The sequence below is a fragment of the Fulvivirga imtechensis AK7 genome, from assembly GCF_000331535.1.
Classification (GTDB): Bacteria; Bacteroidota; Bacteroidia; order Cytophagales; family Cyclobacteriaceae; genus Fulvivirga; species Fulvivirga imtechensis.
Map to the genome: position 1 here is coordinate 1 of NZ_AMZN01000012.1, position 25362 is coordinate 25362.

A 25362-nucleotide genomic window follows, 5' to 3' on the forward strand; every position below is an offset into this window, starting at 1 on the left:
TCCTCTGCTTCCTCTGTGGTTAATGATGGTATAATGTCATTATCACAAAATCAACTGAAAGTTGTTGGTTACCTCGGGATGACTGGTCTTTTAAGACAACTCCAAGTTATTATTACTAAGCAAGAGTACCAACGTTGTTAAGATCCTCACACGCCTGCTTAAGTCTGGCTTTGAAGGTCTCTTCGCCTTTGCGCAACCAAACCCGTGGGTCATAATATTTTTTGTTCGGCACATCATCCCCTTCAGGGTTTCCTATCTGACCCTGCAGGTAGCCTTCATTGGTCTGGTAGTAGTGACGAATGCCATCCCAGAACGCCCACTGAAGGTCAGTGTCGATATTCATTTTGATAACCCCATAAGAAATACCCTCTCTTATTTCTTCGACAGTCGATCCCGAACCACCATGGAATACAAAATCAACAGGCTTTTCGCCAGTGCCAAATTTTTCCTGGATGTAATCCTGCGAATTTTTCAGAATAACAGGAGTCAGCTTTACGTTGCCTGGTTTGTAAACGCCATGTACATTGCCAAAAGCAGCAGCCACAGTAAATTTATCGCTTACTTTTTTCAGTTCTTCGTAAGCATAAGCCACCTCTTCAGGCTGGGTGTATAGCTTTGAGCTGTCAATCCCAGTGTTATCCACGCCATCTTCTTCGCCACCAGTTACCCCTAGTTCTATTTCAAGGGTCATATCCATTTTGCTCATGCGCTCGAGGTACCTTTTGCAGGTCTCAATGTTTTCTTCCAGTGACTCTTCGGAAAGGTCTATCATGTGTGAGCTGTAGAGCGATTTGCCGTGTATTTTGTAGAAAGCTTCCCCGGCATCAAGCATGCCATCTATCCAGGGCAATAGCTTTTTGGCAGCGTGGTCAGTGTGGAGAATAACAGTGGCGCCATATTGCTCTGCTAGCTGGTGTATGTGATGTGCTCCTGATACAGCGCCTGCTACAGCAGCCTTCTGGTCTGTGTTGGCCAGACCTTTTCCGGCATAGAAGCTGGCTCCTCCGTTTGAAAACTGAATGATCACGGGCGATTTCAATTCTGCTGCCGTTTCCAGTACAGCATTAACGGAATTGGTGCCAATAACATTGACCGCTGGCAGGGCAAACTGCTTTTCTTTAGCATACTGAAACAGTCTCTGTACATCATCTCCGGTAAGAACACCGGCCTTAAATTGTGAAGCTGACATTTTTTAAATTTTTGGGTTGAGAATTATTAAGTGATAAAAAGCGGTACAAAGAAACTAAAATAATTAATGGGCTCACATTCTTGAGGGTAATTTTTGAAAGCTGCTGTATACTATTGATATTTGTAAGCAATTTTGTTTAATAATGCTTTGTCAATCATACCACTTTGGTGGATTTAAAAATATAAAATTATATGAGCTGGTTCAAAAGAAAAGATAAAGGTATACAAACTCCTACGGCAGCAAAGAAGGAGGCACCTGATGGGCTATGGTACAAAACGCCCAGTGGGAAAATAATCCATACGCGCGAATTGAAAAACAACGCTTATGTAAGTCCTGAGGATGGATACCATACCCGGATCGGCTCCAAAGAGTACTTTGAAATACTTTTCGATAACAATACTTTTACCGAACTCGATCCTGAAATGGAATCGGGCGATCCGCTGAAATTTGCAGATAGCAAACCTTATCCAAAGCGCATAAAAGAATCGCAAAATAAATCTGGTTTGAAAGATGCCGTACGTTCGGCTTATGGCAAAATGAACGGATTGGATATCACCATCGCCTGTATGGACTTCAGTTTTATCGGAGGATCCATGGGGTCTGTAGTAGGAGAGAAGATAGCAAGAGCTATCGATCACTCAATAAAGCACAATATTCCTTTTCTCATGATCTCTAAGTCGGGAGGAGCAAGGATGATGGAAGCGGGACTCTCTCTGATGCAGATGGCTAAGACATCCGCTAAACTGGCACTATTAAGCGAAGCAAAAATACCTTACATTTCTTTGCTTACTGATCCCACTACTGGTGGAGTTACGGCTTCTTATGCTATGTTAGGCGATTTTAATATTGCGGAGCCAGGGGCGCTCATCGGCTTTGCCGGACCACGCGTAATTCGTGAAACTATAGGTAAGGACCTGCCAAAGGGCTTCCAAAGCGCTGAATTTGTGCTTGAGCATGGCTTTCTTGATTTTATCGTAGACCGAAGGAATCTCAAGTCAAGGCTAACTACTTTGCTGAAAATGTTAAAATAACGTGAGTTCGATCCATAAACTTGATAAGGTTCTACGTTCTTCCCCGAGGCAAGTTCGGGACAAGCAGAATAACGTTAAAAACAGAGAGTGTTTGGGCAGGTTTTTCCCTGACTTCACACCTTTAACGGAATCTGCAATGTCGAATTTATGTTATTTCAGGTAGAGGAACACCTTCGGGCGTCCTTTATCCTTTCAATATCGTTTTCCATCCTTTAGCATGCGCTATTGATGTAACAGAAGTAACCTTTTTTATAAATGGCAGTATTAATAGTACCACCCTCAATGATACTGCTATGCTACGAAATTACATCAAGATAGCTCTGAGAAATCTGCTAAAGAGTCGTATTTATACTTTCATAAATGTGATAGGACTATCGGTAGGGATTGCCGGCTTCCTACTGATTGCAATGCACGTGGAAGATGAGTTGTCTTACGACAAGTTTCACACCAAATCGGATCGTGTATACAAGTTTGTGCTGGAGCGACTTTACCCTGATCATATCACTCGCTATGCTATTACACCACATTCCTTTTCAGAGGTTCTTGTTCGGGATTTTCCTGAAGTAAAGAATGCCGTTCGCATATTTGGCGGAGGAGGCAACAATGCGGTTATTGTTCGTTATCTGGATGAGTCAGGTGAGGAAAAGGTCTTTGAAGAAACACGTTTCATCGCGGCAGATTCTACTTTTTTTGATCTGTTCAGTTTCAAATTGGTTGCGGGAGATACTGAAAATGTCCTTAAGAAGCCTCAAAGCATGGTTATTACTCAAGCCATGGCTACCAAATACTTTGGCGATGGGGAGCCGGTAAGCAAAATACTAAAGACGGATTTCGGTGAATTTACTGTTACCGGGGTGGTTGAGAATGTACCTGAAAATTCACATATGGAGTTTGACTTCGTCACTTCTATGACGAGTATTCCTTTCATATTCCAGAATGAGAATTTCACTTCCTTTTCCACTCATATTTACCTGGAGCTGGAATCAGGAGCGCATCCTGGGGCATTGGAGGCCAAATTTCCCAGGATAGTGGAAAGATATGCTGCTCCGCAGATTGAGCAGAATCTAAACACATCATACGAACAATATGTGGCTGCAGGCAATGGTTATAACTATTCACTTATTTCACTTGAGGACGTGCACCTACATCCTGTTGAGTACCAGAGTGAGTTTAAACCTGGCGGAGATATCAACGATGTTTATATATTTGTTTCTATTGCTTTGCTCATCCTCATCATTGCATGTATTAACTTCATGAATCTCGCTACGGCAAGATCTACAGAGCGAGCCAGGGAAGTGGGTATTAGAAAAACCCTGGGATCACCAAGGAAACAATTGATCGGGCAATTTTTGACAGAATCAGTATTACTTTCCCTGTTTGCCACATTAATTTCTCTCGGCCTGGTGTATCTGGCTCTGCCATATTTCAACATCCTGGCAGAGAAGGGCCTGGAGCTCAACCTGAAGTCATGGTCCGTAGCACTTATATTCATTTTTGGTACTGCTGTAGGACTATTGGCAGGTGCTTACCCTGCTTTTGTGCTGTCAGGGTTTAACCCGGTGAGTGTCATGAAAGGAAAGCTGCAGACCAACAGGACCGGGAACTGGTTAAGAAATGGCCTCGTGGTGTTTCAATTTTCCATTTCCATATTTCTGATAGCGGGAACGCTCATTGTACAGGAGCAGATGACTTTCATCAAGAATAAGGACCTCGGCTACCAAAAGGAAAGGCTTCTTGTAATAGAGCGGGCAGGTGTACTGGATGCACAGCAGAAGGCTTTTATGGATGAGTTGAGAAAGTTGCCGGCTGTCGAGGCAGTGGGCGGCTCGGGTACCCTGCCTGTCAACCGGTTTTTTGGGGTACAGTTTATGCCTGCAGGTGCATCCGAGGTACTTACCGTTAATGCCATGCAGTTGGATGATCATTATATTACGACCATGGGCTTTGAAATTATTCAAGGGCGCGGGTTTTCCGAAGATTTTAATGACTCCCTATCTGTGGTGATCAACGAGCAGACAGCAGAATTGTTAGATGTTGACCCGGAAGATGTCATTGGTATGAAGCTGACCAATACTATCCCCGGGGATCCTCCTGTCATACTCGAATTCGAAGTGGTGGGCGTAGTAAAAAGTTTTCACTACATGACCCTGAAAGATATGATCAGTCCATTTGTTTTGATGAGCAATGAAAATGGCCTTCCCAATGTGCCCTTCATATCAGTTAGGGTGAAAAGTGATCGGCTGCAGGAAGCATTGGCTGCCGTAGAAAGTAAGTGGAGCGAATTTGCCCCTCAGGAACCTCTTAAGTATAAATTTTTGGACCAGGAATTAAATGAACTTTATAAAACAGAGGCTAATTCAGGAAAGGTTTTTGCTGTTTTTGCTGCCCTGGCTATCATTATTGCCTGTGTGGGTCTGTTTGGCCTGGCAGCATACATGGCAGGCTTACGCACCAAAGAAATAGGGGTGAGGAAGGTAATGGGAGCATCAGTAATTGCTATTGTCTTGTTGCTCTCAAAGGATTTTACAAAGCTTATATTCCTGGCATTGGTTATTGCCATTCCTTTGTGTTGGTTTTTCATGAGTCGGTGGCTGGAGGGGTTTGCCTATAGAACCACCATTGGAGCTGATACTTTTATAATTGCGGGGTTAGCGGCTGTTTTGATTGCCTGGATTACCGTTAGCTATCAATCTGTAAAGGCAGCCATAGTAAACCCAGTAAAATCTCTTCGGAACGAGTAAAGGGGATTTGAGCACTCAGGATGAAAATATACATGAGCGCTCCGTTTAAATTTTCTAAGGTAGTTTACTCAGTCCAAGCTTTTGCACTATCGTTTTTACAATATCCTCATCGTCAGTATCTGTGAGTGATACTGTGATCAGGTAGCGATCTTTATAGCCCAATATAAGCTGCGCTTCTTTATCGATCTTATTATAGCTGAACCATCCGGGCATGCCGTCAACCGTAATACTGGAGGCCTTTTGTTCATCATCTTCATATGACATATTTCCTGCCCAGGCCATCGTGGAGGCCTGGTACATGTTTGAGGCGCCAATGTAGTCTATGATAGCTACAGTCAGGTATGAGTCACCTTTTGCATATTCTCTGACCGCCGAGGAGTATGACATGTCATTCATATCAAACATATTTCCCATTGGATCACCCTCGGAGGCATACCCCATTATCTCTGTTGGGAGATGCTTTTGCAACTCTTTATAATGGAGGGCTTTATTCTGACTTTGGGCTAAAAATACTATGCTCAATTGCAGCGTAAGGTACAGTAAAGTTCTTTTCATTGTCTATTTTGTTATTCAGTACAATTTAGCTGTATTTCATGAAAAGTTAGCGTACCTGACATGCAAAAATTTTCAATGCATTTCTGCGCTCTGCTGTTTTACTGAATCTACGAAGAATTTCACCTTTCCCGGGTCTGTATCCGGATACACTCCATGCCCCAGATTGGCAATATGCCTTGTAGGGCCAAATTGCTCCAACATTGATCTTACTGCATCCTGGATATTCTTTTCTGTGCCATATAGCACGCAAGGATCGAGATTGCCTTGCAAGGTCTTTTCGGGGCCTGCTAATACTCTTGATTCCTCAATATCCATACACCAGTCAAGGCCTATAGTGTCGCAGTTGATCTGCCCTAATGATTTTCTGGCAAAATAGGCATCTTTGGCAAAGACTGTCTTCGGTACTTCGCTAATGGCATCGCAAATCTGCCTGATATACCTTAAGCTAAATTCTTCATAATGCACCGGAGGAAGTATACCGGCCCACGAGTCAAATATCTGGATAAGGTCAGCGCCCGCAGTTATTTGACCCTTTAGGTAGTTAATAGTGCTGTCAGTGATCTTTTGCAGCAGGGTATGTGATAGCTGTGGGTTGGTATAAAGCATGGCGCGTGCTTTTGAGAAAGTTTTGCTGCCGCTGCCTTCCACCATATAAGCAAAAATGGTCCATGGCGCTCCCGCAAAACCGATAAGAGGTACTCTTCCTGCCAATTCCTTTTTAGTGAGTTTGATAGCTTCAATAGTATAATTAATATCTTCTGCCTCAGCTATTCTTAGTCTTTTCAGATCAGCTTCCGAGCTCACAGTTTCAGGAAAACGCGGCCCTTTCTTTTCAATCATCTCGTAGGGTAATCCCATTGCTTCGGGAATAACCAGTATGTCAGAAAAAATGATCGCAGCATCTACTCCAAGAATATCAACAGGTTGTATGGTAACCTCTGCTGCCAGCTCAGGAGTTTCTACTAACTCTTTAAAGCCGCTTAGGGAATTTCTTACCTTTCTGTATTCCGGAAGTATACGGCCCGCCTGTCGCATAAGCCATACGGGAGTGCGCTCTGTTCTTTCACCACGAATAGTACGGAGGATGAGGTCATTTTTTAAATGCATGCACAAAGATAAGCGTCCGGGTAAGTAATAAAAACGAGGAGAATTTTTTTATAAACTCATTTTAAACAAATTTGTTGAAACTAATAGTGAGCTTGAAACTACCATTGATCATATCGGCTAATCTTATGGTGTTGGCATTTTTTGTCAGCCATTGTAATAATATTACCGGATCAACCTTTGACAGCGCATATGTAGATTATGACTATCAACGGACCGGTTATAAGTTTTATGAACCCGCAAAACAAATGGAGCTTCACAATGATCTTGTTGAGATCTCCGGTCTTGGTGTAGTAGATGATAACACTCTTGCTGCGGTGGAAGATGAAACCGGTCACGTTTATCTCCTAAGCACAGAGGATGGTAGTGTCTTGCGCAAGATCAAATTTGGAAAGCAAGGAGACTATGAAGGGGTGGAGCTGATAGGAGATGACGTATACGTATTGAAAAGCAATGGTACGCTTTATTCTTTTAAACTTACCCGGCAGGATGAGGTGGAAGCCCGGGAAATTGAAACCGTATTTTCTTCAAAGAATGATTTAGAAGGGCTGGGACATGATGGACAATCTCTACTGATCGCATGTAAAGCAAGCGGTAATATTGATGGAAACAAAGTAAAGGGTAAAGCAGTATACCGGTATTATATTCCTGGTAGTAAATTGATCACAAAGGAAGTGGTAGATATAGAAAAGGATCAACTTTCTGCGTTTGTTAATGACCGCTCATATTTTAATGAAATAAGACAATTTGATCCTTCTGCAATAGCCAAACACCCGATAAGTAAAGACATCTACATACTTTCTGCGGACCATATTTTAGTAATACTTAGTGCCGACTATCAACTTAAAGAGGTAGTAAAGCTTGATAAGAACATCTATAAACAGCCGGAAGGTATCTCTTTTGCTTCTGATGGCACCATGTATATTTCCAATGAGGGTAAGGGTGGGAAAGCAACCCTGGTGAAATTATTATATAACAATATTAAAAAATAAATCCTTTTGTTAAACTTGTTTAGCAGCATCTGATTTCTGATGAAATACCTGATCTTTAATGTCTTACTACTTGTTTTTATTGGCCAGGTGCGGGCTCAGGAACAGCTTGATACCCTCACTTATTCTCTTTTTCTGGTAGGTGATGCGGGTGCTGTTACAGCAGGACAGAAAGGCGTTTTTGATATAATTAAAGGCCAGCAAGCCTGGACAAATGTGCCCACCGGACTCCTGTTCCTGGGCGATAATATATATCCTCAGGGAATGCCCCCTTCATATGCACTGGACAGACAAATAGCCGAAGCTGCTATTGATGCGCAACTGGCGCTGGCACAGGATCTCAAGGGAACTTTTTACTTTATTCCCGGCAACCACGATTGGGCTCAGGGAAGGAGCTACGGATGGCAGCACCTGCGTAACCAGGAACAATATATTGAAAACAAGGTAGAAGGGCAGAATGTATTTTTACCTGATGATGGCTGTCCGGGGCCGGTGGAAGTGGCGCTGAATGAAGAAATTACAGTTATTATTATTGATACCCAGTGGTTTTTGCATGGCTGGAGTAAGCCCTCAGGTCTGAGCGATTGCATTACTGCCAACCCGGTTGAGGTGTTGCAAATGATGGACGATATGATCCGGAGAAATAGAAATGCTAATAAAAAAGTAATTGTGGCAACGCATCACCCTATGTATTCTTACGGTAATCATGGAGGGTTTAATACACTAAAAGACCACTTCTTTCCACTGACAGAGCTGGCAGAACCACTTTATATACCTCTCCCTGTTATCGGATCTATCTATCCCCTTTTCAGAAAAATTTTTGGCAATATTCAGGACATTTCTCACCCAACATACCAGGGCATGCGCAATAGTATGGTCAATATTTTTCGGAAATACCCCAACCTGATCCATGTTTCAGGGCATGAGCATGCTTTAGAGTACGCCTATGCTGATAGCATACACTATGTTGTGAGCGGATCAGGTTGTAAAACAGAATATGTTCGCACAAAGGGATTTGCCGAATACACGGAATCTGCATTTGGATTTGCCAGGCTGGATTTTTATAAAAGCGGGGAGGTAAGAGTACAATACTGGCGAACAAAGAATAATGCTCCTGATGGGAAGCTTTCATTTGAGAAATTGCTGATGAAGCAGCCTTTTGAGCCTGCTCTTACTCCCGGAGAGTTTGTAAGAAAGTATGACCTGAAGGATAGCGTGGTCAGAACGGCTGCAAGCCTGCGCTACGAATCTAAAAGTAAGTTCAAGAAAAAGGTACTCGGAGAAAACTATAGAAAAGAATGGCGTCAGCAGATCAATGTTCCGGTGTTTGATATTGGAAGAGAGCATGGGGGTCTTCGGATCGTACAACGTGGAGGGGGTATGCAAACTAAGTCGCTACGGCTGGAGGCAACAAACGGAAAACAATATGTATTACGGTCTATTGAAAAGTATCCTGAAAATGCCGTCCCTGAATTTCTAAGAAAAACCTTTGCCGTTGATCTGGTGCAGGATCAGATCTCTGCCGCACACCCCTATGGTGCTTTTGTAGTGCCTGAACTGGCCAAAGCGGCTGGTGTTTATCATACTAATCCCAGGCTGGTGTACATACCGAACGACCCCCGGCTGGGCGACTACCAGGAAACATTTGCCAACACACTGGCCGTGTATGAAGAACGGCCTGATGACGATTGGTCAGATGCAGATTTTTTTGGTAACTCAGAGAAGATCATCAGTACTATGAAGGTATTAGACAAATTGGCTGATGATAATGACAATGAAGTGGATCAGCAATTTGTGCTGAGGTCGAGGTTATTTGACCTGGTTATCGGTGACTGGGACCGACATGATGATCAGTGGCGATGGGCGACTATTGATAAAAAAGGTGAGAAGGGAAATATCTATCGCCCTATACCTCGCGACAGGGATCAGGTCTTTTTCGTTAATGAAGGTTTTTTGCCAGGTATTGTAAGTCGCAAGTGGGCATTGCCCAAGCTGGAAGGGTTTGATTATGAAGTACGCTGGACGCCGGGGCTGATGTTCAACGCCAGGTATTTTGACCGGTCTTTTTTAACAGCGCTTTCTAAAGAGGATTGGCTATCTGTAGCGGAGCAGTTGCAGGATAGCCTCACGGATGAAAGTATTGAACGGGCGATAAAGCAATGGCCTGATTCGATATACTTGCTCCATGGGGAAGAGATCATTGCCAAGCTAAAATCAAGAAGGAACCGATTAAAGGAATATGCTCTTGAGCATTATCTTTTTCTGGCTAAGACGGTGGATGTAGTTGGTAGCGATAAACATGAGCACTTTTCAGTGGAGAGAAGGAAAGACGGTAGTGTTCATGTGGTGGTAAGGAAGATAAAGAAAGATGGTGATCAAAAGCAGGTGATCTATGACCGCTTGTTTCACGCAGATGAAACGAATGAGATCCGCCTTTACGGCCTGGGCGGGGAGGATGTGTTTGAAATACAGGGTGAGGGTGCCGCAGGAATTAAAGTGCGTGTTATTGGAGGCAGAGACCAGGACACAATGATCGATAATTCGAATGTGGCAGGACCGGCCCGGAAGAATATCTTTTATGACACAAAGGAAGGCAATAGCTTCAATCTTAATACGGAAAGTAAGGATAAAACATCTGACAGCCCACAGGTCAATAATTATGATCGCAGGGCTTTTGAATATAATGTTTTGATGCCGCTCGTAACAGGTAACCTCAATCCGGATGACGGGTTGTTTCTTGGGGCCGGATTTATGTACACTACACAAGGCTTCAGAAAGACCCCTTATAAGACCAGGCACAAATTGCTGGGCAGCTATGCGATTAAAACCTCATCTTACGACTTCAGGTACAATGGAGACTTCACAGATGTTGCGGGCTCGTGGGACATGCACGTGGATATCAATGTTAAGCAACCCAACTTCGTTAATAACTTTTTCGGACTGGGCAACGAGTCAGAGTTTGATCAAAATATTGATGAAACTTTAGGTGTAGATGACCCTATTGCCTACTACAGGTTGCGCTTTAGCGAGGTATCTTCAGATATTAGCTTTTCTAAGAAAATCGGAGGGTTCGCTACATTCTCCATGGGAGGAAATATGCAGGCGGTAGCCATTGAAGATCCGGGAAGCAGCGACCGGTTTATCCAGGATTTTGATCTGGCAACAGGACAGGCACTATTTGGAAAGTACAGGACTTATGCCGGAGGTGGAATAGGATTACGTTTTGACAAACGAAATCACCCTACCCTAACTACAGCAGGAGTAGTATGGGACAATCGCCTGTCTGTGATGAAAGGTTTTCGCAACAGTGACAACACTTTTTCCAGTTTTAATTCTGAGCTGGCATTTTACTACACATTTGTAAGCCCCTCTGATTTAACAGTTGCTACACGCTTTGGGGCCGGTTTTAATTTAGGGGATTATGAATTTTATCAGGCACAGATCCTGGATGGGAAGTCTGAGCTGCGAGGCTACAGAAAGACCCGCTTCTATGGAGACAGCAAACTTTACAACAATCTTGAACTAAGATGGCGGCTGTTTTCATTTCAGACATACATATTTCCTGCCTCCTTTGGTGTACTGGCTTTCAATGACGTTGGCCGTGTTTGGCTGGATGGTGAGGACTCCGATACCTGGCATCACGGTTTTGGTGGCGGCTTGTGGATATCACCTTTTAATAAAACAGTGTTATCTTCTGAGCTTGCCTTTTCGCGAGAGGAAACACTATTTTACGTCCGCTTCGGGTTTATATTTTAAATGCCGTTTGGTAAGTCGGCCAAACGGCATTTAGGTTTGCTAAAGCTGGTAAATTGTTTTAATTGAGTTGGTCGGGATATTTCTTCCTCCCTTTGTCAATACTGTATCCGGTTTTATACCTACCACCGTATCTATGATGATTTCGTACCCCTCACTTAGAGCTCTTACAATTCGAACCTTCTTATCGTAAAAGTTGCCGAGGATCAACGCTCTCCTCAACTTAATCTCTTTTCCCTCGTTCTTCATTTTATTAAATTTGGTTAGTTATTAGATATAAAGAACGATATTATCGTGGAAAATATTCCCTGATTTCTGCAAACTGACATTTATTTAGCATGAACTAGCGAAAAGGAACGATAGTTGACAAAAAAAAGCCCAATAGCCTGTTTAAAGGGCTATTGGCAACTTTCTATTTCAAAGAATTTTCTCTATTTCACTGCATAGCGAAGGATGGTCCTTAGCTTTTCTACAGGTACCTTGCGTGGGTCGGTCAGGTATATCTCATGATGATGCCCGGTAACCTCCAGGTTATTTTCATCTATAAACTGCATTATCTTTTCGATTGTAGGAGTCTCTGCTTCATAAGAACCTACGTGTAGCGCCTGAACGAATTTTCCGGCAGTGATGGTAGCAAATTCAACTTCGCTGGCGAGTACTACATTTTTGAGTTTGATCACCTCCTGCACGGCCAGATCAACCTGATCCGGGGTAATAAATTCGGGTACACGAATAAGTATGTTCCAATGCCATTCTTCCCTTGGTGTCTGGTCAAACGGCAAGCCTGACTCTACCCACCATTGCGCCTCCATTTCATCTATAATAAAATTCCGGCCAGAAGCTTTGCTTGTGAACTTAAGGTTATAGATCACTTCATAAATAGCTTCAACTGCATTTAAAAACCTTTGATCTTCCGGTGCGCTCACACCTTTAATAGATAAATAATGATAAGCCGGAAACTCAACCAACTGAGGCCTCTCGCTGGCTTTGTAATACTCATTTTTCAGTTGCAAGAGGTCGGCAAGTGGTACTTCCTGACCTTTATCGGCAAAAGGATCAAAATGATCCATCATGATGATCTCTTCAAATACAGCTATAAAAGGAGCTAATTCCTGCATCTGCTCTACTTCTTTTGCGGCATTCTTCGCTAGTGCCAGGGTTTCCCATCGAACAATATCCATAAATAACAGTTCATTACTTGTAGATCTGAAAGTTTGATATTCAATGATACCCGGAAAACTTTGAATAGTTGCTCTGGCCTCATCAAGGATCTCCCTGAAGTCATCGGCATATTGCAGTTTTACTTTATAAATTACTACTTCAAGCACCGCTGTATCTTCAGTTACAACCGGTGGCGTTTTTACATCTGGCATTGTCATCATGGCTTGCATGGTTAAGTGTTGTTTCATTTTCTTTTTAACAAAGAAAACCGGGTGGGGTGACAGCCTTATGTCAGTAGCCTTTTGGAGAGATGAAATTTTTGATCAGAAGTGTAAATTTTTGCTAATCAACTGCTTCCAGGTCCCTTTCATGTAGCTGTACTTAATGGTGCTGGGCAGGGCTTTCCACCAGTACTTGTTCACTTCTACAGCGAAAGACGGCTGCATATAACAATTGATGGTACACCCTTCGCATTCCGGATACCGGCCTTCCCGGGCAATTAGCTGCTGCACTTCCGGTGAGGTATATAGCTGATAAAGATTATCTTCAATATGGAATGATCGCTTGCCGAGGTGGTAGCACGGCAGTACGAGTTGGTTGTCGGGAGAAATTACCAGCGTAGAGCTTGCGGCTTTGCATACCGGATTGTCGATATGATTTCCTCCGTCTTTTCTTAGCTGGATAAAGGCCTCATTCAGATAAACATTTCGTTTACCTGCCCAGCTTTGCAGTTTTTGCAATGTGTCTTCAGACAAAGGTTGCCCTGTTTTAACATCATTGTACTCGAAGACCGGATTGAGGATCAGTACCAGGTTATGTGGCCGGCAGAATTGTTCGTACACTTCTTCGATTTGATGTACATTATTTTCAAACACCGTAAATAGGATATCGGGCCTTTCACCCAATCCGGAGGCTATTTTTATTGACTCCACAATAAAATCATAACACTCCACACCGCGTGACTGATCATGTTCCTGCCTTACCGGTGAATCAAGGGAGAAATGGAGCATATCTACTTTTCCTTTCAGTTTTTTTGCCCACTTGGGATATAAGAGGCAGTTGGTGGTAAGCGTAGTAATAAAGCCCTGACCCTTTGCCTCAGCCAGGAGCCGATCAATGTCTCTGTGCAGTAGAGGCTCACCTCCAGTGAAATCAATGACTTTAACCCCCAGCTTTTTGAGGTCCCGAAAATTAGCCATGGCTGAATAGAGGTCGATATAAGGTGAAGGTCTTTCCCAGATGTCACAAAAGCCGCATTTTGCATTGCACCTGTAAGTGACATAGTAGTTGCATAATACCGGGTGGGAAACCAAACGCATAGGTTGAAGGTACAATATCCTGCTGATTAAACCATGCTCATTGCATTCTGTTTCTGCTAATGTCGTTAGCAAAAGTATTAGTTAGTGTCTATAAGAAAACTCTAGCCGTCATCGCGCCTGCCACTGGCTTGCCACGGGGAGGAATCGAAGCGATCCCCTCTTAATGCACGTCAAGGAAGAGGGGACTGACGCTTTTTGGATTTTGCTTTTTTCATAGCATCAGTTTTACTTTTTTGTCTCTTAAGAAACAGTTTATGTAGCCGGAATTATTACTCTTATGGCACATAATTCTGTCAAACAACAGAAAAGGCAATTGTTGAGGAGATTTCTCGGGGGCCATAGCCATTAACTTATAGTATTCCCTTTGAGTTTATCACTTCATCCCTGAACAGGGTGAAGTATAAGCACAGTAGAACCGCCCTCTCCTCTGAGGAGAGGGAATTGCAGACTGCAGTAAAAGCATAGGCTTTTGATGGGTGAGGTGTGAAATTCGGGATAACGGGAAAGCTATCGAATAAGGCAATGCAGAAGGGTTATTTGAGCTACAGCGTCTGTGTTTCCTATTATTGAAGCATTGTCTTTTACAATGCGAATACTTGACACAAAAAAGTCAAGGCTGTGAGTAAACGGCTAAATTTCAATGCCTGCGAAGTCCCAAAAAGCGGAGCGTACTAAGGTACGAGAGCATTTTTGGGACAAGCGTAACGCAGACATTGACGTTTTCTTAGAGACACTAGTTAAGTTGAGGGCTACAAATTTTTGATGACCTGCACCCAATAAAAAATCCGGTCATATGTATCAGCGGCCGTTGGTGGGCTTGTTGTTGATGTATATTACATTATTGCTGATATTGATCCACCCAAACCAATAACGCTATGAAACGGCTGAACCTAACCTTACCATTAGTATTTTTCGTATTGCTGTCATATGGACAGTCTCCTTCAGACAAGACGGATTCACTTCTGCAGCAGGCGCTACCGGAAAAGGAGCATGCGGTGGCGGTGTTGGTGGCAAAAGGCAATGACATTATTTACCAAAAAGCGCTCGGGTATGCTGACCGGGAGGCAAAACTTGAGGCCAATCTTAAAACCACTTTCAGGATAGGTTCGGTAACAAAGCAATTTACTGCCGTAGCTATCCTTAAGCTGGTCGAGATGGGTAAAATGAAGTTAGACGATCCGCTTTCCAAATACATTTTAGATTTCCCAAGGGGAGAGGAAGTGACTATTCATCATCTGCTGACACATGTGAGTGGGATACGAAGCTATACTGACCAGCCGGAATTTTTACACCGTGTGACCGTACCTGTAGACCAGGGGGTATTGATAGAGGAGATCAAATCGCTTGGGTATGAATTTTCACCCGGTGAGCAGTGGAAGTATAACAATTCTGCCTATTACATCCTGGGGTACCTTGTCGAAAAAGTATCGGGCATGAGTTATGAAAAATTTCTGACCAGGCATTTTTTCCAACCTGCGGGCATGACTAATACGGGAGTGTATCACAATGACAAAAAGCCAAAAAATGAGGCTAAAGGTTATTCATTGGATTCTGCGGATCTTGAATTGGCTCTGGATTGGGATATGACCTGGGCTGGCGGAGCGGGTAATATGTACAGTACTGTAAGTGATTTGCACCGCTGGAATCAAAAATTATTTGCCGGAGCCCTGATCCAAAAGGATCTTTTGGAAAAAGCGCATACAAAGGTGAAGCTCAATGACGGCTCTGAATATCCCTATGGGTATGGGTGGGGTGTAGGAGAATATAAAGGGCTCAGGCGTATTGCTCATGGCGGAGGGCTGCATGGATTTCTGTCATCCCTGATCTACTATCCTGAGTTGGACGCCACCATTGTAGTTTTGTCTAATGCATCACCTCCCGGAAATATTGTTCCGACCAGTTTTGCTGAAAACCTGACAAAGATCTACTTCGAAGAACACCTTGAAAAGGATGAAGAGGTAGAGGTGGATTATGCACTGTACGACAAATATACTGGTAAATACGAGTACCCAGGAGGTGTGATCATGACCGTTTCGCGGGATGGGGCCCATTTATACGGGCAGCTAACCGGGCAGGCCAGGTATGAGATATTTCCTAAAGGAGATCACCGGTTTTTTTGGAAAGTGGTAGATGCCCAAGTGACGTTTCACCTCAATGAGCAGGGAGAGGTCGACTACGCGGCACATAGCCAGGGGGGATTTGAGGCCAAAGCACCAAGAATAGCCGATCAGCAGGAGGTGGCTTTAGAGGAAGGTGCATTTGAACGCTACAGCGGAGAATATAACATGAACGGGACAAATGTAAAGATATGGGAGGAGGAAAACCGGTACTATATACAGCTAGAAGGGCAGCCCAGGTTTGAAATATTTCCTAAATCTGACAACAGGTTTTTTTTAAAGGACCTCGTTGCTGAAATTGAGTTTGGGAGTGAGGAACCCAAAGCAACGAGTTTTACTTTATATCAGGGGGGGCGCGAGATCAAGGCCAGGCGTCAATAGAGAAATGGACCGGGCGCCTGTAGATAATTTCCATTTATCCATTTCGTATGTTTTGCGGGATAGATGAAGCAAAAAGCCTAGGGAGTTTTTTCTACTGATTAAACTCCCTGTCACTTATTTAAGTATTCATCTCTCTGCCTCCCTGCCCTCAGCTCTTTGCGCCAAGCGCTCCGCACTTAGGTTAGCATACCGCCATCTACCTGGATCACCTGACCGGTGATGTATGAAGACATATCGGAAGCCAAAAACACGCATGCATCTGCTACATCTTCCGGGCTACCTCCACGCTTTAAAGGAATTGCGTCACGCCATCCCTGTACGGTTTTTTCATCCAGCTTATCGGTCATCTCAGTCTCTATAAAGCCGGGCGCAATCGCGTTGGATCTGATGCCTCTTGAACCTAATTCAAGGGCTACTGATTTTGTGAAACCAATGATGCCTGCTTTGGATGCTGAATAGTTGGTCTGCCCGGCATTTCCTTTTAGGCCCACTACGGAAGTCATATTGATAATCGATCCGCTTCTCTGCTTCATCATGGTTTTTGTAGCGGCTTTTACCGTATTGAAGCACGATTTCAGGTTAATATTGATCACGCTGTCCCAATCAGATTCATTGATCCTGAGTAGAAGGTTGTCTTTGGTGATGCCGGCATTATTTACTAATATATCCAGAGAACCGAAATCATTGACCACATCGTTGATCAACTGCTCAGCGGCTGCGAAATCAGAGGCATCAGAGCGATATCCTTTGGCCTTTATGCCTTTTTCCTGCAGCTCCTTCTCCAGGGCCTGGCCCTTTTCCACGCTGGATAGGTAAGTGAATGCTACATTGGCACCTTGTTCTGCAAACTTTTGCGCAATAGCATAACCGATGCCTTTGGATGCTCCCGTTACGAGAGCGGTTTTACCTTCTAATAGTTTCATGCATATATATGTTTAGTATTGAGATTTTAGTATTCAGTATTGAGATTGTATTTACGATTCACGATTTTTGATTTGCGAATTAAGCTGCAAGTAACAAGTTTCAAGCTGTAAGTGTTTTGATTAATAGTGTCCATTATTGCATTGACGGCCTGCTAAACAGTGATTAACGATTGCTGACCACCGTGCCAGCTTCGGGGCCGAACCCTCCTTTGCCTACTGCTTCTGTCAACTGCCGATTATTCATCTTTGGCCTGTCCCGATCACTAGCGGGGTTGGTATGGCTTAGCCTTATGTCATTTCATGCATATATTGCGACAGGACTTTCATTATCGTAATCCTTATTTCTCGATGCCTATTGCTTTTGTCTACTGTTTCTCATCAACTCTTGGCTCAAAGAAAATTAAAAGAAACTACACTGGCAAAAGAAGCTGATGGAATTGATCCGATAAGGCCTGATTTTTGCTTTAGAAGAAAACGAGATGCTGTCACAGAATAAAACCATATTATACCTTGAAGATGATGAGTTTACCCGCTTAATGGTGCAGGCTCAACTGGAGCAAAATGGCTTTTCAGTACACGCATTTTCCGATTATAAGCAACTTCTCGGAGCTTTGAGTTCAAACGGTTATGATATAGTGGTTACAGACCTGAATGTGAATGGCTATAATGCCGAGGAGCTGCTTGGCAATATAAAAAGCAAATCCAGAGGGCCTGTAGTAGTACTTACAGCTACGGATCAATACGAACATACTGCTGACCTAACCATTTCAAAGCCCTTGACGAGCGATAAAATAGACCTCATCAGACACCTGGCAAATGGTGAGTCTGACGATATCGATCTTAGCAAAGTGTACCAGTTTGCCTGTGGGGATCAGGAATTGTTGCAAAGTTATATCACCACCTTTATCGAGAACTATACAAATGACCTCAACGAGCTGCAAAAGGAGATAGAGAAGATAGATGTCACGGCACTGCAAAATCGTGCTCACAAAATGCTCTCATCCGTGGCTTACTATGGAAATAAGTCATTGAACGGCCTGCTTCAAAAGCTGGAAACTCAGGGCCAAGACCTTACTCCCAGGCAGTTGAAAGAGACCTATGCCCAAATAAGGGCGCTATCCGGGCAGTTGTTAGAAAATGTAAAACATAAAACCTCTGCTTAACCCTCCAGTTCATATTTTCTGATCTTATTGTAAAGTGTTGATCTGTCTATTTTTAAAATTCTGGCCGCTTTTGATTTATTGAACCTCACCTCTTTAAGGGTTTGCGCTATCAGCGCTTTTTCGCTTTCCACCGCCAGTGATTTCAGGTCTTTTGGCGGGGCAACAGGTGTTGCGGTAACTTTTTCTTCGCTGGCAATAAGTTCAGGCAGGTTATCAGCAGTTAAATATTCTTCAGTTTCCAGCAACACCGATCTTCTTACCATATTTTTTAATTCTCTGATATTCCCCGGCCAGTCGTAGTTCATGAATACATCCATAACCTCTTTTGAAAAACCTTTCACATCCCTGCCTAATTCTTTATTGGCCCTTTCCAGAAAATAATAGGCGTACACTTCTATATCCTGTTTCCGCTCCCGCAGCGGGGGTATATTGATCTGGAATTCGTTGATCCTGTGGAAAAGGTCTTCACGAAAGCTAGATTCTGAAGAAGTATTGGGGTTCAGATTTTCATTTGTAGCTGTGATCAGTCTTACATCTACGTCAAAATCCTTAGTACCTCCTACTTTTCTAACCTTTCGTTCCTGAAGTACCCGAAGCAGTTTGATCTGTATTTCATACGACAGGTTACCTATCTCATCAAGGAAAAGTGTACCGCCATTGGCCAGCTTAAATTGCCCGTCTTTATCATTAATTGCCCCGGTAAATGCTCCCTTTACATGTCCAAATAATTCGCTGGCAGCCAGGTTTTCCGAAAGTGCCCCACAGTCTATCGAAACGAAGGGTTTGTCTTTTCTTTTACTTTGTTGGTGGATAAGGCGGGCTATATATTCTTTACCGGTACCACTTTCTCCTAATATCAACACCGACATATCTGTGCCTGCCACCAGTTCCACATGCTGAACAATCCTTTTAAAATCTTCGCTTTTGCCATGTACAAATTCAAAACCTGAGGTTTCTTTTGCTCCTGTTTCCCTGGCAGTCGGTTTTTCCAGCGCTTTGTTGATAATGCTGAGGAGTTCGTCCGGGTTGATTGGCTTAGCTATATATTCAAATGCACCCAGTTTAATAGCTTTGACAGCACTTTTGATATGTGCATAGTTGGTCATGATAATGGCTATACAGTCGTGTGCTTTGTTCTTGATTTCCCGAAGCAGATCCAGGCCATCGAGATCAGGCATTTTCAGGTCAGAAAGGATGATGTCATATGACTTTTCATTCAGTTGTTTCAAAGCCATCATGCCGTTTGAAGCATGCTCGCAATCAAACCCGTTTTTCTTCAAAAAGCCGCGAAGCATAGTAGCAAACGAGGCGTCATCTTCCACTATTAGTATACTTGCCATTTAAGGATTTTGCTTATGGTTATGTCTTTAACAAATGAAGGCTGTAAATGTCACTCATAACTTCATAAAAAGAAAGGCCCACTTGGTAAAGTGAGCCTTTCAGGAGTTAAAGAAGTGCTATTTGCTGTGAATGTGATCGTTAGTCTTCTATTAACTCTCCTTCTTCATCATATACTTCAATTTCCTTCTGTCCCTGATCATTGGAGAAATGCACCTCATACTCTACTTTGGCCTCGTCACCATCTTCCGGGGTGTAAGTGATCTTATATGCTTTTTCGATATTCCACTGAGCATAGTCACCATCCATTATGGCATCTTTTACATCAGCAGGAAGTTGTGATGGGGTGATCTCCGTTTTGGTAGGATCTACATTAACAGTCACTACATCATTTTTTACATCTATGGTTGCATTTGTCGATATTACTGCAGCAAACATTATTGCGAATGCTGCCATAAAAATTTTAGTTAGTTTCATTACTAATAATCTTTTACGGTTAAAAATCATTTCTTTCTCTCGTTACCCTATGATATAACTGTGCCAAAACCGGTTGGTACAATTAAAATGCTGATTTTATATTAATAGTGTCTCTAAATAGTGTCTCTAAGAAAATGCCAGTCTCTGCGTTATACTTGTCTCAAGAAGGCTCTCATACCACAGTACGCTTCACTTTTGGAACTTCGTCCCGCCCTTTGGCACTAACGTTTCGTAAAGCCACTTGGAGTTTTCTTACATGCACTAATAATCACCCTCATAAAGGGTGTTGTTGTCCGGGGTGTGGAAAAATCCTACAGGTTGATGTGTAATGGTATACAAAAGTTGTTGGATCTATCAGGTGGACTGATACCGAACAGCCAGTATTAGGTACAGAAGGGACGCCTGCTTTATAGATCCATAGCGGGAATAGAATTTTTTTCTAAAGGCATTTCGTTTAAATTTGCTCTCCCACTATTAAAACAGGAAACTAAACATATAAAACATGTCAAAGAAATACGACCTTTTAGTATTAGGAAGTGGACCCGGTGGTTATGTTGCCGCTATTCGGGCTTCTCAGTTAGGGATGAAAGTAGGAGTAGTTGAAAAGGAATCATTAGGAGGCATTTGTCTGAATTGGGGCTGTATTCCTACTAAAGCTTTGCTGAAAAGTGCTAATGTTTTTGAATATATCAGCCATGCTTCTGATTATGGAATTACTGTAAAGGAGGCAAAGGCCGACATCGAAGGAATGGTGAAAAGAAGCCGGGGTGTGGCTGATGGTATGAGCAAGGGTATCCAATTTCTGTTCAAGAAGAACAAGATAGATGCTATCATGGGATTTGGCAAGCTGAAGGCTGGTAAAAAGATAGACGTTACCACTGAGGATGGTACAGTAGAAACATACAGCGCGGATCACATTATTATAGCTACGGGCGGTCGTTCAAGGCAGTTGCCGAGCATGCCTATCGATGGAAAGAAAATAATCGGTTATCGTGAAGCCCTGGTATTGGATAAGATACCTAAGAAAATGATCATTGTTGGCTCAGGAGCCATAGGTGTTGAGTTTGCATACTTCTATAATACTTTAGGAGTGGACGTAACTGTTGTTGAATTCCTGCCAAGAATAGTTCCTGTTGAAGATGAGGAGGTTTCGAAAGCACTCGAACGAAGCTTCAAGAAAGCTGGAATGAAGATCATGACCGGTGCCGAAGTTACACATGTAGATACCAAAGGTAAAGGATGTAAGGCAACCGTAAAAACCAAAAAGGGAGAAGAAGTAATCGACTGTGACATTGTGCTGTCGGCAGTTGGTATCTCCACCAATATCGAGGGAATAGGACTGGAAGATATAGGTGTCGCTAATGATAAAGGAAAGGTGATCGTTGATGATTACTATAAAACTAACATACCCGGGGTATATGCGATTGGAGACATCGTACACGGCCCTGCACTTGCTCACGTAGCCTCTGCTGAAGGAATCATTTGTGTTGAAAAAATTGCAGGAGAGAATCCTCATCCTCTCGATTATAACAATATTCCAGGCTGTACATATTGTAGTCCGGAAGTGGCTTCCGTGGGTTATACCGAGGCGGCTGCGAAAGAAGCGGGTTATGAACTTAAAGTAGGTAAATTTCCTTTCTCCGCTTCAGGTAAGGCCAGCGCTGCCGGCGCTAAAGATGGATTTGTAAAACTGATATTTGATGCGAAATATGGTGAACTATTGGGCGCACATATGATTGGCGCCAATGTTACCGAAATGATAGCGGAAATTGTAGCTGTGAGAAAGTTAGAAACCACAGGACATGAAATAATCAAGGCGGTGCATCCACACCCTACCATGTCAGAGGCGGTGATGGAAGCAGCAGCAGCAGCTTATGATGAAGTGATTCATATTTAATATTACATAGTGTTTGTAAGAAAACTCTAAGTGCTTTAAGAAAACGTTCCCGCTAAAGAGCGGGACGAGGTGCCAAAAAGCGGAGCGTACTGAGGAACGTGAGCATTTTTGGGACGAGCGCAATGCAGACATTGGCGCTTTCTTACAGACACTACTTAGGCATAAAGAGGAGGATGTCTCAAAACTTTGGGATCGCGATGACGATATCTTGGTTTTGATGCATCCTTTTTGCTTTTCATCTGCTAAAAACGGATAACATCTGCATCAGGGGGTGGGTATCCTAAATGCCGAAGCATCGTCATCATTTGACCCTTATGATGAAACTCGTGTGTCACCACGTGAGTAAAGACTGTCAATGCACCGAATTCCATTTTGTCACGTCCGGGCAGTACTCCTGAAATACAGGTATCGCCTTCCGGGAACTGTCTTAGAAATTCTGCTACCAATTTATCAACTTTTGTAAAAACCTGCCTGACCGAGGTAATATCTTTTATCGATTCCACGTCAAAATAGGGGGTATTTTTTTTCATTGAAAAATTGGCCAGCCAATGTATATACACATTGGCGATATGTACCTGAAGATGCCGAAGACTTGCCCCTTGTTGATTAATTTCTTCTACAAAGTGTTGAGGAATTAATCGTTCACAGTAGTCAAAAACTACTTCACGTGATCCGCGGATCAACTCATATTGTTGATGAAAATGTTCCATAGAGGATTCTAATTTAATAATAGAATCAGTCAAATTACAACAAAACCTGGTTTCATTTCTCTAAAAAAATAATCAAATCGTCAGGTGGTCAAACATGGTTTCCTTACTTATTAACTACTGGTTTTTGCTATTTGAGGTACATGATCTTCATCTGTAAGTGCCTTTGGGTGTGAATGTTGCAGTGTAAAATTTATTGCACAAGACCAATTTGAAATACCTAAAAACGATAAAATGATGAAATCAAATATTTACTGGCTAAAAATGTTGTGTCTGGCGTTGGCTTTTATGATAGCCGGTTGCTCAGACGATGATGGAAATGAAGTGGAACCTGAGGAAGAAATTGTTCTTCCTGATCCTACTTTTTCCTTCGGAACAGACTCCGACTCTACCGAATTAGACTTTGAATTAATTGGTGATCCCGAGCTTCGTGGAGATAATGCGTATGTATTCAATGCCACTGACGAAGACAATGGTTGCGGGCAAATCGGAGGTGATTATATAAAGCTGGACACATTGGGCGCTATTTGGGAAAAAGGCTTCAGTATAGCTGCCTGGGTGGAATTCCAGGAAGAGCGTTATTTTGAAAGAATAGTAGATCTGGGAAATGGATGGGGCGAACATGGCGGAATGAACATCTCCTTTTCACGACTTGCCCGGTCAAACAGCCTGGCGTTGACAAGCTGGATAGACACGGACTCTACGACCAACAGGGAAAAGGGTAGATTAATAGCCAGAGATGTGATAGTCAACAATAAAATGATGCACTATGCAGCAAGTATTTCACCCTCAGGCGAAATGAAGATCTATATAAACGGAGAATTAGCTGCTGAAAAGGCAGATGGTCACCCTGTAGCTAATGTTCAGCGTAATAAAAATTACATTGGCCATTCTAACTGGTGTCAGCTTGACCCGGATTTTAAAGGTGTAATGAAAGGTATTTATCTGTTTAATAAACCCATCACCTCGGGCGAAGTAAAAGCGCTTTATCAAAAAGGCTCTTCGACTGAGTGACAGGTCCGGATCTTTGGCCTCTCAGTGTTGGAGGAGGCCCTCACAATAGCCTACTTCTGACGTCATCCTGAACTTGATTCAGGATCCCCTGATTAGTTTCTGCACTATTTTAGGGGTTCCCAATCAAGTTTGGAATGACGTGGTGGCTTTTGAGGTGGCCTCTTCTTTCATTTACAACTTTGTTAGATAAGTAAGTGACTGTAATACAGTGTGTTGTATGGTTGGGTTTGAGATAACAATTTTGGTAACGAAAACAACAGAAACTATGAAACATTTGATTTTTAAAAATTATACACTAGCAACTCTGTTCATGCTTTTATTTGGCTTTGTACTAGCGGGCTGTGACGATGATGATAATGGTGATAACGGTGGAGGTATTGTTCCGACCGGCAACTCAGAAACCTATACATTGGCTTCTGTCTCTGATCATGATATAAGTGGAGAGGTCACTTTTCACGAGCTTTCCGATGGTACTACCTCTGTCGAAATTGATCTTACAGGCACCTCTTCGGACCAGACTTATCCGGCACATATCCATTTTAATTCAGCAGTGGAAGGTGGCGATATAGCAGTGACCCTGACTTCTGTAGATGGTAATACTGGAAAAAGTACTACTATTGTTACAGAGGCTGATGATCAATCGGGCCTGTCATATGAAGAATTACTTGAATTTGACGGACACGTTAATGTACATTTAAGTCCTGGTGATCTGCAAACACTGGTTGCAGCAGGGGACATTGGTGGCAACGAATTGACAGGTGAGTCTGTTCAGTATGACCTTGCTTCGGTATCAGATCCTGATATTCAGGGTGTGGCTACTTTCCAGGAAAGAGTGAATGGAGAAACACTTGTTACTATCGATCTGGATAACACAGCATCAGGTGGTACTCATCCGGCACACATACACATGAATACGGCTGCTGAAGGAGGTGACATTGTTGTTTCCCTGAATAGTGTAAACGGAGAAACAGGTATGAGTATGACCCATGTGGCAAAATTTGATGACGGTGACGCCCTTACTTATGAAGCGCTTATCAGCTACGATGGTTATATCAATGTGCATCAAAGCGCTGATAATTTGGGCACTCTGATAGCGCAGGGTGACATAGGTCAAAATGCACTTACAGGTGAAAGTGAGGCTTATGATTTGACTGCGGTCGATGTACCTGGCGTTACAGGAACAGCTACTTTTCATAAAAGGGCGAATGATGAAACACTGGTAGTGATCGATCTGGCAGGTACTACATTTGCCGGTGATCATCCTGCTCACATACATGTAGGCTCGGTGGCGGAGGCGCCTGGAGATATAGCCATTAGCCTGTCAAATGTTAGTAGTATGGGCATAAGCAGTACGAATATTACTGAAACTGATGAAGGAGAGGCTATGACCTACGATGATCTGATCAATTATCACGGTCACATCAATGTACACTTGAGCGCTGACGATCTGGCTACATTGGTGGCGCAGGGTGATGTGGGCGCTAATGTGGAGTAATTGACAGG

General features: G+C 43.0%; 19 protein-coding genes. 9 read left to right on the forward strand and 10 right to left on the reverse strand.

Translation table 11 applies throughout. The annotated features are described in order from the left end of the window. Nucleotides 1-115 precede the first annotated feature (115 nt). Nucleotides 116-1189 (reverse strand): class II fructose-bisphosphate aldolase, encoded by a 1074-nt coding sequence (gene fbaA, locus C900_RS04255; RefSeq protein WP_009578387.1) that lies wholly within the window; start codon nucleotides 1187-1189, stop codon nucleotides 116-118. Nucleotides 1190-1380: 191 nt separating this feature from the next. Here fbaA and accD point away from each other — a divergent pair, with 191 nt between their 5' ends. Both accD and C900_RS04265 read left to right on the forward strand, forming a co-directional pair. Further along, entirely contained in the window at nucleotides 1381-2220 is an 840-nt protein-coding gene (gene accD, locus C900_RS04260; protein WP_009578388.1) for an acetyl-CoA carboxylase, carboxyltransferase subunit beta, read from the forward strand. Nucleotides 2221-2513: 293 nt separating this feature from the next. Continuing rightward, complete coding sequence (locus tag C900_RS04265) at nucleotides 2514-4961, forward strand: ABC transporter permease (protein WP_040495633.1); 2448 nt, start codon at nucleotides 2514-2516, stop codon at nucleotides 4959-4961. A gap of 54 nt (nucleotides 4962-5015) precedes the next feature. Here C900_RS04265 and C900_RS04270 read toward each other — a convergent pair whose 3' ends face one another. Both C900_RS04270 and hemE read right to left on the reverse strand, forming a co-directional pair. Beyond that, on the reverse strand, nucleotides 5016-5516 hold the full coding sequence (locus C900_RS04270; protein ID WP_009578390.1) for a hypothetical protein: 501 nt from the start codon (nucleotides 5514-5516) through the stop codon (nucleotides 5016-5018). 72 nt (nucleotides 5517-5588) lie between these two features. Continuing rightward, on the reverse strand, nucleotides 5589-6623 hold the full coding sequence (gene hemE / locus C900_RS04275; RefSeq protein ID WP_009578391.1) for a uroporphyrinogen decarboxylase: 1035 nt from the start codon (nucleotides 6621-6623) through the stop codon (nucleotides 5589-5591). 71 nt (nucleotides 6624-6694) lie between these two features. Between hemE and C900_RS04280 the strand changes: the two genes are divergently transcribed. After that, nucleotides 6695-7612 carry an SdiA-regulated domain-containing protein gene (locus C900_RS04280; RefSeq protein ID WP_185113951.1) on the forward strand — a complete coding sequence of 306 codons (918 nt, stop codon included), beginning with the start codon at nucleotides 6695-6697 and terminating at the stop codon, nucleotides 7610-7612. Between the two features lie 39 nt (nucleotides 7613-7651). After that, nucleotides 7652-11365: a BamA/TamA family outer membrane protein gene (locus C900_RS04285; RefSeq protein WP_009578393.1), complete on the forward strand. Its 3714-nt coding sequence runs from the start codon at nucleotides 7652-7654 to the stop codon at nucleotides 11363-11365. A gap of 39 nt (nucleotides 11366-11404) precedes the next feature. Here C900_RS04285 and C900_RS04290 read toward each other — a convergent pair whose 3' ends face one another. The 3 genes from C900_RS04290 to C900_RS04300 form a co-directional block, all read right to left on the reverse strand. Beyond that, nucleotides 11405-11611 carry a hypothetical protein gene (locus C900_RS04290; RefSeq protein ID WP_009578394.1) on the reverse strand — a complete coding sequence of 69 codons (207 nt, stop codon included), beginning with the start codon at nucleotides 11609-11611 and terminating at the stop codon, nucleotides 11405-11407. 182 nt (nucleotides 11612-11793) lie between these two features. Then, nucleotides 11794-12771, reverse strand: a complete 978-nt coding sequence (locus C900_RS29125; RefSeq protein ID WP_009578395.1) for a GyrI-like domain-containing protein — start codon at nucleotides 12769-12771, stop codon at nucleotides 11794-11796. 75 nt (nucleotides 12772-12846) lie between these two features. Further along, nucleotides 12847-13842 carry a radical SAM protein gene (locus tag C900_RS04300; protein ID WP_040495640.1) on the reverse strand — a complete coding sequence of 332 codons (996 nt, stop codon included), beginning with the start codon at nucleotides 13840-13842 and terminating at the stop codon, nucleotides 12847-12849. Between the two features lie 875 nt (nucleotides 13843-14717). On the opposite strand from C900_RS04300, the gene C900_RS04305 reads away from it, so the two are divergent. Continuing rightward, a complete protein-coding gene (locus tag C900_RS04305) occupies nucleotides 14718-16340 on the forward strand; it encodes a serine hydrolase (protein WP_009578397.1) in 1623 nt (540 codons plus the stop codon). A gap of 176 nt (nucleotides 16341-16516) precedes the next feature. Here the strand turns inward: C900_RS04305 and fabG are convergent, their stop codons facing one another. Next, a complete protein-coding gene (gene fabG / locus C900_RS04310; RefSeq protein WP_009578398.1) occupies nucleotides 16517-17263 on the reverse strand; it encodes a 3-oxoacyl-[acyl-carrier-protein] reductase in 747 nt (248 codons plus the stop codon). Nucleotides 17264-17742: 479 nt separating this feature from the next. Between fabG and C900_RS04315 the strand changes: the two genes are divergently transcribed. Next, nucleotides 17743-18426, forward strand: coding sequence for a response regulator (locus C900_RS04315; RefSeq protein ID WP_009578400.1), 684 nt, complete (start codon nucleotides 17743-17745; stop codon nucleotides 18424-18426). Here C900_RS04315 and C900_RS04320 read toward each other — a convergent pair. Beyond that, nucleotides 18423-19766 (reverse strand): sigma-54-dependent transcriptional regulator, encoded by a 1344-nt coding sequence (locus tag C900_RS04320; protein WP_009578401.1) that lies wholly within the window; start codon nucleotides 19764-19766, stop codon nucleotides 18423-18425. The genes C900_RS04315 and C900_RS04320 overlap by 4 nt on opposite strands. Nucleotides 19767-19905: 139 nt before the next feature. Continuing rightward, nucleotides 19906-20220 (reverse strand): hypothetical protein, encoded by a 315-nt coding sequence (locus C900_RS04325; protein ID WP_157493888.1) that lies wholly within the window; start codon nucleotides 20218-20220, stop codon nucleotides 19906-19908. 523 nt (nucleotides 20221-20743) lie between these two features. Between C900_RS04325 and lpdA the strand changes: the two genes are divergently transcribed. Continuing rightward, a complete protein-coding gene (gene lpdA / locus C900_RS04330; RefSeq protein ID WP_009578403.1) occupies nucleotides 20744-22138 on the forward strand; it encodes a dihydrolipoyl dehydrogenase in 1395 nt (464 codons plus the stop codon). Between the two features lie 242 nt (nucleotides 22139-22380). Here the strand turns inward: lpdA and C900_RS04335 are convergent, their stop codons facing one another. After that, nucleotides 22381-22848, reverse strand: coding sequence for a DinB family protein (locus C900_RS04335; protein ID WP_009578404.1), 468 nt, complete (start codon nucleotides 22846-22848; stop codon nucleotides 22381-22383). A gap of 231 nt (nucleotides 22849-23079) precedes the next feature. Here C900_RS04335 and C900_RS04340 point away from each other — a divergent pair, with 231 nt between their 5' ends. Both C900_RS04340 and C900_RS04345 read left to right on the forward strand, forming a co-directional pair. Then, nucleotides 23080-23859, forward strand: a complete 780-nt coding sequence (locus C900_RS04340) for a LamG-like jellyroll fold domain-containing protein (protein ID WP_009578405.1) — start codon at nucleotides 23080-23082, stop codon at nucleotides 23857-23859. A 265-nt stretch (nucleotides 23860-24124) separates the two neighbouring features. Further along, nucleotides 24125-25354: a hypothetical protein gene (locus C900_RS04345; protein WP_009578406.1), complete on the forward strand. Its 1230-nt coding sequence runs from the start codon at nucleotides 24125-24127 to the stop codon at nucleotides 25352-25354. Nucleotides 25355-25362 lie beyond the last annotated feature (8 nt).